This window comes from Streptococcus sp. 45, from assembly GCF_900108865.1.
In the GTDB taxonomy this organism is placed as follows: Bacteria; Bacillota; Bacilli; order Lactobacillales; family Streptococcaceae; genus Streptococcus; species Streptococcus ruminicola.
In genome coordinates, this window is the sequence record NZ_FNXZ01000001.1 from 732532 (window position 1) to 748694 (window position 16163).

20 protein-coding genes are annotated in these 16163 nt (G+C 37.2%); 6 read left to right on the forward strand and 14 right to left on the reverse strand.

From position 1 onward, the window contains the following. Positions 1–2: 2 nt before the first annotated feature. The 7 genes from BMX18_RS03565 to BMX18_RS03595 are packed head-to-tail and all read right to left on the reverse strand — an operon-like array spanning position 3 to position 6330. Complete coding sequence (locus BMX18_RS03565) at positions 3–1655, reverse strand: ATP-binding protein (protein WP_093815109.1); 1653 nt, start codon at positions 1653–1655, stop codon at positions 3–5. Then, on the reverse strand, positions 1648–2325 hold the full coding sequence (locus BMX18_RS03570; protein WP_093815111.1) for a response regulator transcription factor: 678 nt from the start codon (positions 2323–2325) through the stop codon (positions 1648–1650). The genes BMX18_RS03565 and BMX18_RS03570 overlap by 8 nt, the downstream gene beginning before the upstream one ends. Then, positions 2322–2975, reverse strand: a complete 654-nt coding sequence (gene phoU / locus BMX18_RS03575) for a phosphate signaling complex protein PhoU (RefSeq protein WP_093815113.1) — start codon at positions 2973–2975, stop codon at positions 2322–2324. The genes BMX18_RS03570 and phoU overlap by 4 nt, the downstream gene beginning before the upstream one ends. Next, positions 2972–3721: a phosphate ABC transporter ATP-binding protein PstB gene (gene pstB / locus BMX18_RS03580; protein ID WP_074868561.1), complete on the reverse strand. Its 750-nt coding sequence runs from the start codon at positions 3719–3721 to the stop codon at positions 2972–2974. The genes phoU and pstB overlap by 4 nt, the downstream gene beginning before the upstream one ends. Continuing rightward, positions 3714–4592 carry a phosphate ABC transporter permease PstA gene (gene pstA, locus BMX18_RS03585; RefSeq protein ID WP_074868563.1) on the reverse strand — a complete coding sequence of 293 codons (879 nt, stop codon included), beginning with the start codon at positions 4590–4592 and terminating at the stop codon, positions 3714–3716. The genes pstB and pstA overlap by 8 nt, the downstream gene beginning before the upstream one ends. Position 4593: 1 nt before the next feature. Next, positions 4594–5439 carry a phosphate ABC transporter permease subunit PstC gene (gene pstC, locus BMX18_RS03590; protein ID WP_039696275.1) on the reverse strand — a complete coding sequence of 282 codons (846 nt, stop codon included), beginning with the start codon at positions 5437–5439 and terminating at the stop codon, positions 4594–4596. A gap of 9 nt (positions 5440–5448) precedes the next feature. Next, complete coding sequence (locus BMX18_RS03595) at positions 5449–6330, reverse strand: substrate-binding domain-containing protein (protein ID WP_093815115.1); 882 nt, start codon at positions 6328–6330, stop codon at positions 5449–5451. 240 nt (positions 6331–6570) lie between these two features. On the opposite strand from BMX18_RS03595, the gene BMX18_RS03600 reads away from it, so the two are divergent. Then, positions 6571–6870 carry a YbaB/EbfC family nucleoid-associated protein gene (locus BMX18_RS03600; protein ID WP_039696271.1) on the forward strand — a complete coding sequence of 100 codons (300 nt, stop codon included), beginning with the start codon at positions 6571–6573 and terminating at the stop codon, positions 6868–6870. Positions 6871–6912: 42 nt separating this feature from the next. Here the strand turns inward: BMX18_RS03600 and BMX18_RS03605 are convergent, their stop codons facing one another. From BMX18_RS03605 to BMX18_RS03615, 3 genes are all read right to left on the reverse strand, one after another. After that, positions 6913–7635, reverse strand: coding sequence for a MerR family transcriptional regulator (locus BMX18_RS03605; protein ID WP_093815117.1), 723 nt, complete (start codon positions 7633–7635; stop codon positions 6913–6915). Between the two features lie 102 nt (positions 7636–7737). Next, positions 7738–8325 (reverse strand): 3'-5' exonuclease, encoded by a 588-nt coding sequence (locus tag BMX18_RS03610; protein ID WP_093815119.1) that lies wholly within the window; start codon positions 8323–8325, stop codon positions 7738–7740. A 74-nt stretch (positions 8326–8399) separates the two neighbouring features. Then, entirely contained in the window at positions 8400–8945 is a 546-nt protein-coding gene (locus tag BMX18_RS03615; RefSeq protein WP_074560905.1) for a DUF536 domain-containing protein, read from the reverse strand. Between the two features lie 221 nt (positions 8946–9166). On the opposite strand from BMX18_RS03615, the gene BMX18_RS03620 reads away from it, so the two are divergent. Further along, positions 9167–10339, forward strand: a complete 1173-nt coding sequence (locus tag BMX18_RS03620) for an aminoacetone oxidase (protein ID WP_074868574.1) — start codon at positions 9167–9169, stop codon at positions 10337–10339. Between the two features lie 139 nt (positions 10340–10478). Further along, positions 10479–10748 carry a 30S ribosomal protein S14 gene (rpsN, locus tag BMX18_RS03625; RefSeq protein WP_024343539.1) on the forward strand — a complete coding sequence of 90 codons (270 nt, stop codon included), beginning with the start codon at positions 10479–10481 and terminating at the stop codon, positions 10746–10748. Between the two features lie 56 nt (positions 10749–10804). Here the strand turns inward: rpsN and BMX18_RS03630 are convergent, their stop codons facing one another. Further along, on the reverse strand, positions 10805–11287 hold the full coding sequence (locus BMX18_RS03630; RefSeq protein WP_074868578.1) for a GNAT family N-acetyltransferase: 483 nt from the start codon (positions 11285–11287) through the stop codon (positions 10805–10807). 108 nt (positions 11288–11395) lie between these two features. Between BMX18_RS03630 and BMX18_RS03635 the strand changes: the two genes are divergently transcribed. After that, complete coding sequence (locus tag BMX18_RS03635) at positions 11396–11797, forward strand: MarR family winged helix-turn-helix transcriptional regulator (protein ID WP_074868581.1); 402 nt, start codon at positions 11396–11398, stop codon at positions 11795–11797. 50 nt (positions 11798–11847) lie between these two features. Here the strand turns inward: BMX18_RS03635 and tsaD are convergent, their stop codons facing one another. The 3 genes from tsaD to tsaB are packed head-to-tail and all read right to left on the reverse strand — an operon-like array spanning position 11848 to position 13983. After that, complete coding sequence (gene tsaD, locus BMX18_RS03640) at positions 11848–12858, reverse strand: tRNA (adenosine(37)-N6)-threonylcarbamoyltransferase complex transferase subunit TsaD (RefSeq protein ID WP_039696260.1); 1011 nt, start codon at positions 12856–12858, stop codon at positions 11848–11850. Next, the gene (rimI, locus tag BMX18_RS03645) at positions 12855–13289 is read right to left on the reverse strand and encodes a ribosomal protein S18-alanine N-acetyltransferase (RefSeq protein ID WP_234787205.1); all 435 of its coding nucleotides are present in this window, start codon (positions 13287–13289) and stop codon (positions 12855–12857) included. Before rimI ends, tsaD begins: the two co-directional genes overlap by 4 nt. Before the next feature lies 1 nt (position 13290). Beyond that, positions 13291–13983 (reverse strand): tRNA (adenosine(37)-N6)-threonylcarbamoyltransferase complex dimerization subunit type 1 TsaB, encoded by a 693-nt coding sequence (gene tsaB, locus BMX18_RS03650; protein WP_080728286.1) that lies wholly within the window; start codon positions 13981–13983, stop codon positions 13291–13293. Positions 13984–14171: 188 nt separating this feature from the next. Here tsaB and BMX18_RS03655 point away from each other — a divergent pair, with 188 nt between their 5' ends. After that, positions 14172–14402, forward strand: a complete 231-nt coding sequence (locus BMX18_RS03655; RefSeq protein WP_039696258.1) for a DNA-dependent RNA polymerase subunit epsilon — start codon at positions 14172–14174, stop codon at positions 14400–14402. Between the two features lies 1 nt (position 14403). Continuing rightward, positions 14404–16086, forward strand: coding sequence for a ribonuclease J1 (gene rnjA, locus BMX18_RS03660; protein WP_039696257.1), 1683 nt, complete (start codon positions 14404–14406; stop codon positions 16084–16086). Positions 16087–16163 lie beyond the last annotated feature (77 nt).

The window sequence follows — 16163 nt, forward strand, 5'->3', positions numbered from 1 at the left end:
TTTTATTTATGAAATGTTAGTAACATCTGTGTTCCAATATTTTCCTGACTTCTGACTTGGATAGTAGCCTCATGAAGTTTTAAAGCATGTTTGACAATAGACAAACCAAGACCAGTTCCACCAACTTTTCTTGAGCGACTTTTATCAACACGATAGAAGCGTTCAAAAATCCGTTCTTGTTCTTCTTTTGGAATTCCAAGACCAGTATCCTTAATAGCTAAGAAAACGTGTTTTTTATCCGATGTTATTGTAACTTCGACGCTTCCTTTATCACGGTTATAAGTAATAGCATTATCGCAGAGATTGTACAAAACTGAGTGAATCAAAGCAGGATTTCCTAGCATCATGGTTGGCTGACCTGTTAAGTGTAAATGGATCTGTCTCTGACTAGCTTTGGTAGACAAACTATCAAGAACATTTTTAGCAATTGCATAGATGTCCAATGTTTCCATAGGTACCTGATCAGTCTCATCCAAATGTGAAAGATTGATAATATCTTCAACTAGTTGAACCATGCGCTTAGATTCTTTGTAAATTTTGCCTGCAAAATAAGGAGTATCCTCACTTGAAACCATTCCATTAACCAGCATCTCTGAGTATCCCGAGATAACATGTAAAGGTGTCTTTAATTCATGTGAGACATTAGCCGTAAATTCATGACGCAGCTGCTCAATTTGTAATTGTTCCGTCACATCAAATAAAAGAATGACCAAACCTGTCACATGACCATCAAATAAAATCGGGCGAATCAGAACTTTATAACTCTCTTTGTCAAAATGAATAATTCCCTCTTGCTTATGACCAGCTAGACCTGATTTTAACCATTTATGAAACGACAAGTCTCTCGTAATTTGTAAGATGTCTTTTCCAAGACAAGTTTGATCTGTCTGAAAAAGTTGTTGCGCCGCGTCATTAATACTAATCACCTGACACTTAGCATCCAACAAAATAATACCTTCTTTAATTTTTGAAATGATGGTATCAAATTCTTCTTTTTTCTGGTTTAACAAGGCTTCTTGCTTACTCAACGCTTTTTGATGATGATCAATTCGTCTTAACAAAGGAGAAATTTCATCATAAGCTTCATTTTGCAGTGGCTGATCTAGATCTAAATCATTTAGAGGAGCCACAATACGTTTGGCAGTATATCGCGCAACCCAGATTGATAAAGCAATAGCTAATATGATAATCAAGGCAAATGGTTGAAACATGCGAATATACAGTAATAATAAGCTGTGCTGTGTCACTGATAATCGGATAACCGTTCCGTCATCAAGACGCTGTGCTAAATACAAGGACTTAGTTGTTAAAGTCGATGAATAGCGCGTGCTTTCTCCATAACCATCTGCCAAGGCTTCCTTGAATTCTTTCCGATTGGCATGATTATCCATCCTCTTTGCATTAGACTGACTATCATAAAGAACATCTCCTTTATGGTCAATCCAAGTCATCCGAACTCCTGATACCTTAAGGTGATTAAAATAGCTTTTTCCCTCAAGATTAACCCCTTGAGCAACCAAAGACGTCTCTGTCTGAAGTTGCTCTTTTTGTACCTGAGCAAAATAACCGTAAAGTACTCCCATAATCAACATGATTGCCAAAAAGAGAATCCCCAAAGTTACCATAAGTGTCGAATGAAAAATCTTCTTAACCATTGTCATCCTCCAGGCGATAACCGACACCACGAATCGTTTGAATATAATGGCTAGCATCACCAAGCTTTGTTCGAAGCGTTCCAATATGAACATCCACAGTTCTCGTTTCACCTAAGAAATCATCTCCCCAGACTTGACTAAGCAAATCTTGTCTGGTAAATACACGATTTGGATTTTTCATCAATAGAGCAAGAAGTTCAAATTCTTTCAAGGTTAAATGAATCACTCGATTATCTTTTTTTACAATATAATTTTGTACATCTAGTGATAAATTTCCAAGCTGTAGCTGCTTAGGAGCAGAAGTTTTTTGACTTCGACGCAAAACAGCCTTAATTCGTGAAATCATCTCCATCATGCCAAAAGGCTTTACAAGGTAATCATCAGCTCCCATATCTAGCCCTTTTACCTTATCGTATTCTGTTCCTTTAGCTGTCGCCATAATGACTGAGATATCTTCTGCCGCAGGGGGTTCTTCTAATTTTTCTAAAATAGTTAAACCATCACTTCCAGGCAACATAATATCTAATAAAACCAAATCTGGCTTTTGACTAGACATGGCTTGCCAAAAATCATCGGCATTTGAGAATCCTTGTGCTTCAAAACCAGCTGTTTTTAAAGTATAGAGCATCAATTCACGGATATCATCATCGTCTTCAACACAGTAAATCATATGTCATCTCCATCTAATTGCCCAGTAATGGAAAAAATCACCCATTTGGCAATATTAACCGTATGGTCACCGATACGTTCAATGTATTTAGCTACCATCAAGACATCAATAGCATGCTCGCCATCAACATCTTTGCCTGAAAAATATGTCATCAAATTTACCTTTATTGTATCAAAATCTTGGTCAACTGTATTGTCGTAACAAACAACCTGATTTGCCATCTCTTCATTGTCGTATACAAAGGCATCAATACTGGTTGTTACCATACCTACAACATGGCCGACCATTTTTTGCAAATACTCTAACTCTGGTCCAGGTTGAATGTGACCTTGATTCACAATTTCACCAATTTCTGCAGCTTGCGCTCCAATACGTTTCATGTCATAAACCATCTTCAATGCTGCTGAAACTCGCCTTAAATCTTTAGCAACAGGCTGTTGACGTAAGAGTAATTTCAAACACTGCTCCTCAATATCACGCTCAAGCCGTTCAATTTTCTGGTAGGTTTTAACCACATTGTTAACCAAATACGAATCATCTTTCTTCAAAAATTGAACTGATTTTGAAATGACATCCTCACACAAGGCTCCCATCAGGATGACATTTTTCGTTAGCTCTTGCAGTTGATTTTCAAATGTTGAACGAATCATCCAAATCTCCCTGTAATATAATTTTCTGTTCTTTCATCTTGCGGCAGTGAAAAGAGCTGGCTTGTTTGATTACACTCAACCAACTCCCCCATGAGAAAGAAAGCTGTCTTATCTGAAATTCTCACTGCTTGTTGCATATTATGAGTTACCATGACAATGCTATATTTTTCTTTTAAAGCAATCACCAAATCTTCGATTTTTGACGTTGATATAGGATCCAATGCACTAGTTGGTTCATCCATCAATAAAACTTCTGGCTCAATAGCTAAAGCACGCGCAATGCAGAGACGTTGTTGTTGACCACCCGATAAACCCATAGCCGATTTCGTCAAACGATCTTTGACCTCATCCCAAATTGCTGCTTGTTTTAAAGAACGTTCAACAATTTCATCTAGTTGAGTCTTCGCGTGAATCCCATGTGTTCTCGGTCCAAAGGCAATATTGTCGTAAATGCTCATTGGAAATGGATTTGGCTTTTGAAATACCATACCAACTTTTTTACGTAATCTGTTGATATCAATATCTTGATAAATGTCTTCATCATCTAGAATCACTTTCCCAGTGATACGACAATCTTTAACCAAATCATTCATGCGATTCAAACTTTTTAACAAGGTGGATTTTCCACACCCTGACGGCCCAATAAAAGCTGTGATTCCATTTGCTGGAATTTCTAAATCAATCGATTTTAACGCGTGAAAATCACCATAATATAAATCTAAATTATCAACAATTAACTTACTCATCACTCATCTCACTTCCTAGACGTCTAGCCACAAAACCAGATAAAACATTAATACCAATGACTAATACCAAGAGAACTACTGCTGTTGCATAAGTCTGATTAAGATATAAGCCCTCACCAGATATCGCATACATATGAACTGCTAAAGTTCTAGAGGAACTAAAGACACTTCTTGCTACTTCCGCAACAGTTCCAGCTGTAAAAATAAGAGCCGCAGATTCTCCGATAATACGGCCAATTGCTAAAATAACCCCTGAGAAAATACCCGGTATTGCACTTGGTAAAACTATTCTAAAAATTGTCCGTAATTTTCCAGCACCTAAAGCAAAGGCTCCTTCTCGGTACCCATCAGGAACAGATAGTAAAGCTTCTTCCGTTGTACGCATGATTAGGGGAAGAATCATAATACTTAACGTAATACCACCTGATAACAAAGAAAGACCAAAATGCGCATACTTAACAAAGAAAAGTGCCCCAAACAAACCATAAATAATCGATGGAATTCCTGAAAGTGTTTCGGTAGCAATCCTAATAATTGAAACTAATGTGTTATCCCTTCTAGCGTATTCCGTTAGGTAAATAGAAGCACCAATTCCAATCGGAACAGCAATCAAAAGAGTCAATACCGCTATCAACAAGGTGTTAATCAAAGCTGGTAATAAAGAAACATTTTCTGTCGTATAAGTTAAAGCAAATAAGCCCTTACTAAGATGAGGTACACCCTTAACTAGAATATAAATGACAATAAAAGTGATAACTAAAAAACTTAAGAAGGCTGCCAAATACACCATGCAAAATAAAATCATCGACAGAGGATCTTTTTTACGAGAGTCAATCTTTTGTTTGATATTTCTCTGATTGATATTTTTCATACTAATCCTCTTTCCGTAATAATGAAAAAGCAATGTTAACAATCAAGACAAACAGAAACAAAATAACAGCCGTTCCAATCAAAGCTTGCCTATGAAGTCCTGATGAATACCCCATTTCCATAACAATATTTGTTGTTAGTGTTCGAACCCCTGAGGTTAATGAGCTTGGTAAAATCGCCTGATTACCTGCTACCATAATAACAGCCATAGTCTCTCCAACAGCGCGACCAAGTCCGAGAATAACGGACGCCAATATGCCACGTTTGGCAGCTGGAAGTACCACAAAAAATATACTTCTTTCATGAGAAGCTCCTAAAGCTAATCCTCCTTCGTAATAATGATTAGGCACAGCCCTAATCGCTGATTCCGACACACTAACTATAGTTGGCAAAATCATTATCCCCAAAAGAATCGATGCCGTTAGTACTCCCATACCATAGCCACCAATGTAATTACGCACAAAGGGAACAAGGACAACTAAACCAAAGAAACCATAAACAACCGACGGAATTCCTGCCATTAAATTAATAGCTGACTTCAAAAGCTTATAAAGAACAGGTGGACAAAATTTTGCCATAAAAACTGCCGTAAAGATACCAATCGGAACCCCTATGACTAAAGCTCCCAGCGTCACATAAAGTGACCCAACAATCATTGGTAAAATGCCAAATTCATTACTTGATGGACGCCAAATTTCTCCCAGAAGAAAATTTTTAATGCCAATTTCTTTAATAGCAGGCAGTCCATTTGCCAACAAGAAAATGCATATCAATAAAACTGAAACGATTGAAATACAGGCTGTTAAAAAGAATAGCCCCTGCATGATTTTTTCTTTTTTGTGATTCATGACATCCTCTTAATCAGTCAAGTCTTTCCAGTCTGTTATTTTGCCAGAAAAGATATCTTTTACCTGTTGGCTGGTCAAATTTTCTACCTCATTAGCCTTATTGACAACAAGTGCAATGCCATCCATTGCAATAACACTTGATGAAACACCTTTTGCTTTTTCAGCTTCCTCTAATTCACGAGAAGCCATACCAATATCCGATGTTCCATCAATAGTGTCAGTGATACCGGTTGATGAGTCACTTTGTTGAATATCGACTTTAACACCTGGATTAACTTTGCCATAAGCTTCTTTCAATTTTTCCATAACTGGAGTTACCGAACTAGATCCAGAAACCACTACTTTTCCAGTAGTCACACTTGTTTGATAAGGCTCTTTTTGCTCAAGAGGAATATAGCCATTATCCTTAACAATCTTTTGACCATCACTACTTAAGATATAAGCCATGAAATCCTTTGCTGACTTACTAATTTCTGATTTTGTCACAATATTAAATGGACGAGAAATCTTATAAGAACCATCCTTAATTGTCTCAACACTAGCTTTTTGGCCATCGATATTCAAAACTTTGACACTGTCATTAAGAGCACCTAATGATGCATAACCAATTGCTGACTTATCTCCAGCAACAGTCGTTAATGTGACCGATGTTGAGTTCGTTACGATAGCACTTGATGTAGTCATATCAACTGTATCGCCTTTACTATTTTTTCCTTTTAAATCAAAAAGCTCAACAAAAGCACCGCGTGTCCCTGATCCTTCTTCACGAGAGACAACATTAATCTGCCCCGTTCCTGACTCAGTTTTAGATGATTTTCCACAAGCAGATAAGACTGAACCTGCTCCCAAACTAAGTAGAGCTAAACCGGCTAACATTTTCCATTTTTTCATGGCTTTCTCCTTTAACATCTTTATAGTCGTCATTATAAGCAGTTAATATCAAATCCATTACCTGTTTTTTGTAAAGTTTTTGTAAAATCCTCTCTTATCAGACCAAAAACAATAATCATAACCCTAACTCCAAACTTTAAGTTCTATAGGAAAGATGCTATAATATTAATATCTTTTTCAAGATAAATTTCCAAATTAATAAAGGCTCAAACCCTCGCTACGAAAGGAATCTAGATTATTATGATGAACATGCAAAACATGATGCGCCAAGCTCAAAAACTCCAAAAACAAATGGAGAAAAAACAAGCTGAATTGGCTAGCACAACTTTCACTGGAAAATCAGCTCAAGAATTAGTTGTTGCTGAATTCACAGGTGACAAAAAATTGGTTAACATCTCATTCAAAGATGCTATCGTTGACCCAGATGATATCGAAACTCTTCAAGATATGACAACACAAGCTATCAACGATGCTCTTTCTCAAGTTGATGCTGCTACTCAAAAAACACTTGGCGCTTTTGCAGGAAAATTACCATTCTAATAATGCCAGACAAAAAAGCTCGAACCAATCGGTTCGAGCTTTTTAAATGTCATTAGCTACTTCTAAACAATATGATTTTTCATGGCAATGTGGACAAGTGAGCTTTCTTGTCTTAGGTGTGTGCGCTGCAAAGAAAAATGTCTTAAAACTTGGTTGAAAGCAATGATGACAATTTGGGCAAACATAAGCTACATTTTGAGCATATACCTTTGAAAACCAGATTGCAAAAGGTAGTATGATGATTTCAGCAAGCAGATAAATCCAAAAATTCCTTGCCACAATTGCCCATACTATGCTTCCCACTTGAAGGATAATTAAAGGCAAAAAGATGAAAAACATCTTCCGATGGACCTTTTTCAAAGATAATTGATTTTTCATGGTAAGAGAAATGTCTGATAAAAAGTCTAGTGATTGTCCTGACTGGCTCTTAACTCTGTCAAGTAAGTTTACAGCAGTGTCAAGTTTAGCTTTCTTTTCAGCAAGCTGCTCTTTGGTGTCTTTGATATGCTCCACAAGAAGAAGTTCTAAAACCTGCTTGGCATTTTTTTCAGCAAAAAGACGCTTAATCTGCTCAATCGAAAAATCCAACTCTCGTAAAAAACATATCAAATGTAGCCGTTCCAAATCACTCTCGGTATAGATACGACGACCACCTTCTGTCAATTGTGACGGTAGCAAAATACCACGCTTATCGTAGTACTGCACTGTGCGAACCGAAACACCAGCCAATTTAGCCAAATCACCAGTTGTGTAAGTCTGAGACATTTCCTTCACCTCCTTTCTGCCCTCATTATAGGACATAACCTAAGGTCACAAGCAAGAGGTTACCCTAGATGATTTTTCCTTCTTTGAAAAATAGCTAAGCTCTTAATCGAAAAAGCCACCCAAAGCAGCAAATGGATTATCGCCATGCTCTTCTTCTTGCTGATTCAGATAAGATTTATTCTCATCAAATTCCATAAATTTTTCATAGACTAGAGCTGTCATACGAGCATCTTCCAAAGAATTATGCCCATGTCCAGAAATTCCTAAAAAGTCAGCAACACTTGTTAATTTAAGATTGGCAATACCATTTAAATCTGAGCTACGACGTTCATAAGCTTCATCATACAAATCAACCTTGTAAAGCTCTGTCAAGTCTAAATTATTTTCAACTAACAAAGGAAGGTCTGATTTCAAGGCATTGTAGCCAACGAGAGCTGTTTTGCCAACAAAATCTTTAAAATCAGCCAAAACTTTATCCAATTTTGGTGCCTTAGCAATTTTTTCAGATGTAATACCTGTTAAGCCATTAATAAAAGATTGTAAAGGAACATCTGTGTAAACGTAAGTGTCAAAGTTGTCAACTTCTACACCATCTCGAAATTTTACAGCAGAAACCTGAATGATGTGACTAATTTCAGCAACAGTATTAAATTCCAAGTCAAAAGCAATGTACTCAGATAGCTTTTCCATAATTCCTCCCTAAAAATATAATCATTTCGTTATAAAATAAGCTGGAACTTTCGTCCCAGCTCCGCCTAATAAGCTTATTTTTTACCGAAGAGACGCGCAAAGAATCCTTTCGGAGCAGCTGCTTGCTCTTCTTGTTCTTGAATAGCTTCTTCAGTTTTTGTTTGAATTTCTTCAAACTCAGCCTTAGCTTCATTAAGTTCAAGTTGAAGACGTTTGCTATCTTCCATAGCTGCTAGCGTCAACTGTTGCTGTTGATCTAGTTGCTTGTCTTTCTCACCAATTTGAACATCTTTAACACGAAGTTGCTCATCTTTTGAAGCCAATTGTTTGTCTTTAGCTTTTAGTTGCTCATACAAACGTGTAATCTCTGTATTTTTTTCATCAACTAAAATTTCCAAAAGTTCACGTTGTTTTGTTTCTTCGTCAATTGGATCATCTTCAAAAATGGTTTTTTTATAGATTTCTTCTAGTTTAATCAAGCCGCTACGATTAACCACCGTAACACCTTTTTCATTTTTATCTACATCTTCTTCTGGGAGATTCTTAACACGATTATTAACCGCTTGGCGGCTAACTCCTAGAATCTCAGCAATTTCACTAACTGTTTTCTCGATTGCCATAATATCCTCTTTTACATTGAAATACTTATGAAAAGGATAACACATGAACACTTGATTGTCAATTTTTAGCCAGTTACTTGACTGCTTAAAGCTTGAATTGATAGGCTTTTTTTGCAATCGTGTCAACTTTCTGTCATTTTCTGTAAACTCGCTACTCTATTTCAAAAATATCTATTAGCATTTGACTACGGGATAGAAATATTTTATGCTACAATGATTATATGAAACAATACGATACAATTATCATCGGCGGGGGACCTGCTGGAATGATGGCTGCTATTTCCAGCAGCTATTATGGCTACAAAACATTACTGATTGAAAAAAATAAACGCCTCGGCAAAAAACTAGCTGGTACAGGTGGCGGTCGTTGTAACGTCACAAATAACGGTACTATCGATGACCTGATGGAAGGCATCCCTGGCAATGGACGTTTTCTTTACAGTGTCTTTTCTCAATTTGATAACCATGATATTATGCGCTTCTTTGAAGAAAATGGCGTTACTTTAAAAGTTGAAGACCATGGGCGCGTCTTCCCAAAAACTGATAAATCCAAAACAATCATCGATGCTCTAGCACATAAAATTAGCGAACTCGGTGGTACAGTCTTAACAAATACTGAAGTTGTTTCTGTAAAGAAAATCGATGAGCTTTTCCACATTAAATCAGCTTCAGATGAGTTTGTCTGTAAAAAACTCATTGTCACAACTGGTGGGAAAGCTTATCCATCAACTGGTTCGACTGGATTTGGCTATGAAATCGCTCGTCACTTCAAGTTAAACTTAACCGAACTTGAAGCAGCAGAAAGTCCTTTATTAACAGATTTTCCACACAAGGAACTTCAGGGAATTTCTCTGAGCGATATCAGCCTATCTTATGGGAAACATCACATTACACATGATTTACTCTTTACCCACTTTGGACTATCTGGACCCGCTGCGCTTCGCATGTCTAGTTTTATTAAAGGTGGAGAAACTATCACACTCGATGTTATCCCCAATATATCCACAGAAGACCTTCTTGCATTTTTAGAAGAACATCGTGAAAAATCACTTAAGAATACTCTTAAAATGCTTGTCCCTGAGCGCTTAGCAAACTTTTTTGCTCAGCCATTTCCTGAAAAAGTCAAACAACTGACCCCAAATCAAGAAAAAGAGCTTGTGGATAAGATAAAAGCTTTACCAATCAAGGTCACTGGAAAAATGTCTCTCGCAAAATCCTTTGTAACCAAAGGCGGCGTTGACTTAAAAGAAATCAATCCTAAAACTCTTGAAAGCAAGCAAGTTCCAGGCTTGCACTTTGCTGGCGAAGTCCTTGATATCAATGCCCACACAGGTGGTTTTAATATCACGGTTGCCTTGTGCACAGGCTGGGTTGCTGGAAGTTTACATTATTAACAATTGTTGAGAAATCCAATTTTGGATTTCTTTTTTATATTTTTAAAAAAATATTTAACTAGTTAAGGTTTTTTGCTTGATTCTTGACCTAAAAGTGTTATAATTAATTTTGTTAACCAGTTAACTAAAAGGAGATATTATGGCTAAAAAATCAAAAATCGCTAGATACAATAAACAATTAAAACTCATTGAACAATACGCAGACTTGCGTCGCGAACTAAAAGCTAAAGGTGATTACGAAGCCCTTCGTAAATTACCACGCGACTCAAATCCAAATCGCTTGAAAAACCGTGACCGCATTGACGGTCGTCCTCATGCTTACATGCGAAAATTTGGCATGAGCCGTATCAACTTCCGTAATCTTGCTCACGAAGGAAAAATCCCTGGGGTCACAAAAGCCAGCTGGTAATATATCTAGAAAGAAAAAAGTTTTTATCACCAAAAAAGCAGACTACGTCTGCTTTTTTAGTTAATGTAATAAGTGTAATAACGGTTATCCACAGTTAAACGTGGAAAATCTTCAGGTAAATCTGCCGAAGTAATTTCTTTAAATCCAGATTTTTGATAAAAATATTGAGCAGCTTCAAAATCTGATGTTGTTCCAAGAAATATCGCCTTTTTACTATTTTCATAACAATAAGTAATAAATTCTTCTAATAACTTTTTCCCTAAACCTAATTTTCGATAAGTTTTTGCAACAAACATTTTCTTTAAAGCAACATTCCCATCTCTAAGTGCAACTAAACCAAGACATCCAATTACATGACCACTGCTGCTATCCACAGCCACCCAAAACTGTCCACCTTTATTTTGGTATGAACGTTCAATATCCAATAAATCAGGTTGATCAGATAGCGTGATTGGAAGTAGAAATTCATTTTGTTGAATATCTAAAATCATCTCTTTTACTGACTGATTAAATTTTGGCTCAAAAATTCTGATTTCCATAAACTCTCCCCTTTTATTTAATTGTATTTGCAATAATATTTCTCATATTATAGCACATTTTATTGTAAATGCAATAATTTTTTGATAAAATTTATTCGAGGAGATAAAATGTTTAAAATCATTCGTACTATTGGTGCCATTACGCGTACTATTCAAATAGATTCTAACAATCACTTTAAAGAATTTGGCTTAAATAATAACCTTTATATCTATATCATTCGTATCTGTGAACAACCTGGTATGTTTTTAGGGGAATTAGCTGATAATATCCAAATTGATCGCACAACAGCCTTTAGAACCATCAAAAAACTTGTTAAGCTTGGCTATTTTGAATTAAAGAAAGATTCTGTTAATCAAAAAATCAAGCGTGTTTACCCAACAGAAAAAGCCGTGGACATTTATCCACAACTTCATGAATATGAACAGCAACAATCTGATTTGCTATTATCAAACTTATCCACAGATGAAGTTGTTCAGCTCGAAAAACTCATGTCAAAATTAAACTACTAAACCTGGTAATAAGTCAAAAGCCCCTGAAATTTTCAGGAGCTTATTTATATTTAATCCAATGTATCAAAGGCAAGACTTGGTTTAGCATTTAAATCGAGTCCTGCAAAATGTCCTTTGTCGTATTCGATAGCTGCAGCTAGTGAAACCATTCCCGCATTATCACCACATAGACGTAGTGGGGGAATGACAACTTCTGCTTCTGTGATTTCATCTGCTAAACGTTCACGAAGGCCTTGGTTTGCCGCCACACCACCTGCTACTACAAGGGTTTTAACTGGATATTTCTCCAAAGCTTTTTTGGTTTTAGCCATTAAAACATCTAAGACAGCTGCTTGGAATGATGCTGACAAATCTTCATTTGAAAGAGTTTCACCTTTTTGAGCCGCATTATGATGGAGATTAATAAAGGCTGATTTCAACCCTGAGAATGAAAACTCAAGATTGTCTTCTTTAATCATCGCACGTGGGAAATCATAGATATCTTTTCCTTTATGTGCCAATTGATCGATTTCACGTCCCGCTGGGTAAGTCAAGCCCATCACACGACCAACTTTGTCATAAGCTTCACCTACAGCATCATCACGTGTCTCACCAACAATCTTATAGTTACCTGGTTCAGACACATAGACAAGTTCTGTGTGACCACCAGAAACCAATAAAGCCATCAATGGGTATTGAAGTTCTTTTACTTCACGCGCCGCCATTAAGTGTCCTGCCATGTGGTTGACTGGAATCAATGGCAAATTGTTAGCCCAAGCAAAAGCTTTAGCAGCCGCCATTCCAACCAGAATCGCACCAACCAAACCAGGTCCGTAAGTGACCGCAACCGCATCTAAGTCGCTAACTTCAATGCCTGCAGCTTCCAAAGCATCCTTAAAGCAAGTTGTAATTACTTCAACATGGTGACGACTAGCAACTTCAGGCACAACACCACCAAAACGCTTATGACTTTCGATTTGGCTTGCGATGACGTTACTTAAAATCTCACTTTCATTCTTCAAAACCGCAATACTTGTTTCATCACAAGAACTCTCCACGGCTAAAATATATCTATCTTTCATCGATTAATTACCTCGTATTTACCTTCGCGCTTCATGATAATCGCATCTTCTACTGGTTCATGATAATATTGCTTACGTTTGCCAATAATGTCAAAACCAAATTTCTCATACAAAGCTTGTGCAGGAGTATTTGACGCTCTCACTTCCAAGAAAATCGGAAAATCAACATGGTCCAGATTAGCCAACAATTGACTACCTAAGCCATGTCCTTGATAAGCTTTTTTTATGGCAATATTTGTAATTTCTAGTTCCCCAGCCAATTGTGAAATGGCTAAAAATCCTACAACTTTTTCATCTTTTTTGACAAAAAAGTAATCAACATTATCCTGTTGCATGTCTGATAAAATCTGCTTTTCAGACCACGGAGATACTGGGTAAACATCTGACAATATCTCATAAACAGCAGTAACACTTGCTTGTAAATCTTTCATATTAGATGCGATTGACATAATTTGCACTTGGATTTTCTGTGTGTGTTTTAAGCCAATTTTCTTCTGCTTCGACACGTTTTAGATAACTTGGCACAAAGCTATCCACATCAACTGGTTGTAACTCTTGACCACGTTTACCAATAGCATAAGCTGACGGCAAAACAGAAAGAACCTTAGCTTGCGGAAGACTCTCAGCAATTTGATTGCTGAAATTAGCCACTTCACCAACAAACATAACAGATTCTTCGTCCTTAACTGCTTCAAGAACATCGGCAAAGTTCATGTGTTGGTCGTCTTTAAGAGATTGACCATCTTTGTAAAAACCAGCATACACATTATTACGACGAGCATCAATCACTGGGACAACTAAGCCATCAAAATCAGCTGCAGCAGCAAGCGCGTAAAGACTAGAAACACCTACCAACTCAATATTTAAAGTGTATGCCAGTGTTTTTGCAGTCGCAACTGCCACACGTAGCCCAGTGTATGAGCCAGGACCTTGAGCTACTGAAATTCTATCCAAATCAGTTGGTTTTAAATCAACTGCTTTCATCAAAAAATCAATCGCAGGCATCAAATTAATGCTGTGATTTTTCTTAATATTGACCGTTACATCGGCTAGTAAATTTTCACCATCCAAGATGGCAACAGACAAAGCCTTACTTGAAGTATCAAAGGCTAAAACTTTCATCATTTAAATTCCCTCACTTGATTATACTTCTTATTTTATGATATAATTTTAATAATTGCAACGAATCAAGGTTAAATCAATTACTCAGAAAAAATTTAATAAGAACTGGTCAAGTAGCAAGTATGTACAAGCTAGTTGACGTGTTTTGTGTAGTTTGATTAACCACAGGTATATCAAGAAAGGAAAAAACTATGATTTATAAAGTTTTTTATCAAGAAACAAAAGAACGTAACCCACGCCGCGAACAAACTAAAGCTCTTTATTTAGAAATTGACGCAGCTAACGAACTTGAAGGACGTATCAAAACTCGTGAACTTGTAGAGGCAAAAACACCTTACAACGTTGAATACATTGAACTTCTTTCAGACAAACACCTAGCCTACGAAAAAGAAACAGGTGCCTTTAAATTAACGGAGTTATAACATGTCACAAATCAATTTAAAACCCGAAGAAGTTGGGGTTTATGCGATTGGTGGTCTCGGAGAAATTGGTAAAAACACTTACGGTATTGAATATCAAGATGAAATCATTATCGTAGATGCTGGTATCAAATTCCCAGAAGACGATTTGCTCGGTATTGACTACGTTATTCCAGACTATTCATATATCGTTGACAATATCGATCGCATTAAAGGCCTTGTGATTACTCACGGGCACGAAGACCACATTGGTGGGATTCCATTTCTTTTGAAACAAGCCAATATTCCAATTTATGCTGGACCACTTGCGCTTTCACTTATCAAAGGAAAATTGGAAGAACACGGACTTTTACGTGACGCTAAACTTTATGAAATCAACGCCAATACAGAGTTGACTTTTAAAAACCTTAGCGTTACATTCTTCCGTACAACCCACTCAATTCCGGAACCTCTAGGAATCGTTATCCACACACCACAAGGTAAAATTGTCTGCACAGGGGATTTCAAATTTGACTGGACACCGGTTGGTGAACCAGCAGATATTCACCGCATGGCTGCACTTGGTGAGGATGGCGTCCTATGTTTGCTATCTGATTCTACTAACGCAGAAATTCCAACCTTTACAAACTCAGAAAAAGTTGTTGGACAATCTATTATGAAGATTATTGAAGGTATCCACGGACGTATTATCTTTGCGTCATTTGCCTCAAACATCTTCCGTCTCCAACAAGCTGCCGAAGCAGCTGTTAAAACTGGACGTAAAATCGTAGTCTTCGGACGTTCAATGGAAAAAGCCATTGTAAACGGTATTGAACTTGGTTACATCAAAGTTCCAAAAGGAACATTTATCGAACCAAGCGAAATCAAAGACTACCACGCTAGTGAAATCTTGATTATGTGTACAGGTAGCCAAGGTGAATCAATGGCTGCGCTAGCACGTATTGCTAATGGTACACACCGTCAAGTTACACTACAACCTGGCGATACTGTCATCTTCTCTTCTAGCCCAATTCCTGGTAATACAACAAGTGTTAACAAACTTATCAACACTATCCAAGAAGCTGGTGTAGAAGTTATCCACGGAAAAGTTAACAATATCCACACATCTGGTCACGGTGGACAACAAGAGCAAAAACTTATGCTCCGCTTGATGAAACCAAAATTCTTCATGCCTGTTCACGGTGAATACCGTATGCTTAAAATCCATGCTGGCTTAGCGATGGACACAGGTGTGCCAAAAGACAATATCTTCATCATGGAAAACGGTGATGTGCTAGCTCTTACAGCTAACTCAGCTCGTCGTGCTGGACACTTTAACGCCCAAGATATCTATGTTGATGGTAATGGTATCGGGGATATCGGTGCTGCCGTACTTCGCGATCGTCGTGATTTGTCTGAAGACGGTGTTGTTCTTGCCGTTGCTACTGTTGACTTTGATAGCCAAATGATTTTGGCAGGTCCAGACATTCTTAGTCGTGGATTTATCTACATGCGTGAATCTGGGGACCTTATTCGCGAAAGTCAACGTGTTCTCTTCAACGCTATCCGCATTGCTTTGAAAAACAAAGATGCAAGTATCCAATCTGTTAACGGTGCTATCGTTAACGCGCTTCGTCCATTCCTATACGAAAAAACTGAACGTGAACCAATCATTATTCCAATGATTCTCACACCAGATGATAAATAATCAAAAAGCTAGTTGATGTGATCAACTAGCTTTTTATCAACAACTTATCCACAGAAATAAAAAAGCCTGGAATTTTT